The organism is Cupriavidus sp. GW821-FHT02F09 (genome assembly GCF_059421605.1).
On sequence record NZ_JBWKVH010000100.1, the window covers coordinates 1 to 1,657 of the forward strand.

At 62.2% G+C, this 1,657-nt stretch carries 1 protein-coding gene; it reads left to right on the forward strand.

The genetic code is table 11. The features are described 5' to 3' along the window. Positions 1–74: 74 nt before the first annotated feature. Positions 75–1,624 (forward strand): IS3 family transposase gene (locus AC07XB_RS38905; protein WP_492833256.1). Its coding sequence is split into 2 segments (ribosomal slippage): positions 75–561 and positions 561–1,624, totalling 1,551 coding nucleotides; the frame shifts between segments, so codons are not numbered across the junction. Positions 1,625–1,657 lie beyond the last annotated feature (33 nt).

The window sequence follows — 1,657 nt, forward strand, 5'->3', positions numbered from 1 at the left end:
GCCCTCCATGTCAGGATACTTGTCGTCTCCGTCTCCTTGGTGAAGCAAAATGGAGGGCGGTGTGCGAATAGGTGATGACACGATATGCAATCGAGCATCGGGAATGGGTGGTGGAGCAGATGATGCCGCCGCTGAACCGGTCGATAGTGGAGTTGGCCAAGGCCACAGGGATCACGACAGTGACCTTGCGGACTTGGCGCAGGATGGCGAGAGAAGCAGGAAGAATTGTGCCGGGTGACGGAAAGCAGAGTGATCAATGGTCCAGCGCGGACAAGTTTCGCGTTGTGTTGGAGACAGCGCCGCTAAGCGAAGCGGAGCTGTCGGAGTACTGCCGCGCAAAGGGCATCCGGGCGGAGCAGATTCAGCAATGGCGTGAGGCGTGCGAGCAGGCCAATGCGGCTACCCCCGTCAAGCGAACGTTGGCGCAGCGGCGGGAAGACGAAGCGGCGCGTGGGCGAGTGCGTGAACTGGAACGCGAGCTCAAGCGCAAGAATGCGGCGCTGGCGGAGACGGCGGCACTGCTGGTCTTGCAAAAAAAAGCCGCAGCGATCTGGGGACGGGACGAGGAAGACTGATCAGCACCCCGGATCGCTTGGAAGCCATAGAGTTGATCGATGAAGCCGTAGGCGCCGGGGCCCGTCAGGCGAAGGCGTGCGAGGCGCTTGGTTTGACCGAGCGGACCATGCAGCGCTGGCGGCAAGCCCCCGCCGACGGGCGGCTTGAAGCGCGTCGTGATGCACCGGCCAACAAGTTCAGCGAATCAGAACGGCAGGCGGTGCTGAGGGCGGCGAACCAGCCAGGTTATGCGAGCCTGACGCCGCACCAGATCGTGCCAAAGCTGGCGGATGAGGGCATCTACGTGGGATCGGTATCGACGATCTACCGGGTGCTGCATGAAGCGGGACAAAGCCGTCGGCGTGGCCGCAGCAAGGCCCCGTGCACGCGCCCGCTGACGACGCACCGGGCCACGGGTCCGAATCAGGTGTGGTGTTGGGACATCACCTGGCTGCCGACTACGGTCAAGGGCAAGTTCTTCTACTGGTACATGATGAAGGACATCTACAGCCGCAAGCTGGTAGCCAACGAGGTGTATGAGAGCCAGACGGCTGAGCACGCCAGCCGCCTGCTGATGCACGGCTGTTTGCGGGAGCAGACAGCGGGTCGTCCGCTGGTGCTGCACTCGGACAACGGCAAGGCCATGAAAGGGGCCACCATGCTGGCAGCAATGTATGACCTAGGGGTGGTGCCATCCTACAGCCGGCCCAGGGTGAGTAACGACAATGCCTATGCCGAAGCGCTGTTCCGCACGGCGAAGTACTGCCCGATGTGGCCGGAACGCCCGTTCGATAGCCTGGAACAAGCGCGTGACTGGGTGCTGCGCTTCGTGCGTTGGTACAACGACGAGCACCGACACAGCAGCCTGAAATACGTCACGCCCAACCAGCGGCATCAGGGCACAGCCACCGCTCTGTTGGCGCAGAGAACGGCACTGTATGAAGTTGTGCGCGCCCGGAATCCGCAGCGTTGGACCACGGGCATCCGCAACTGGGAACTACCAGATGCTGTGTACCTGAACCCGGAGCGAGCGCAGCAAAACGGAGAGAATTACAAGCAAGCAGCGTAACGGCTGAGGCGACAACTACCTTGACACACGCCG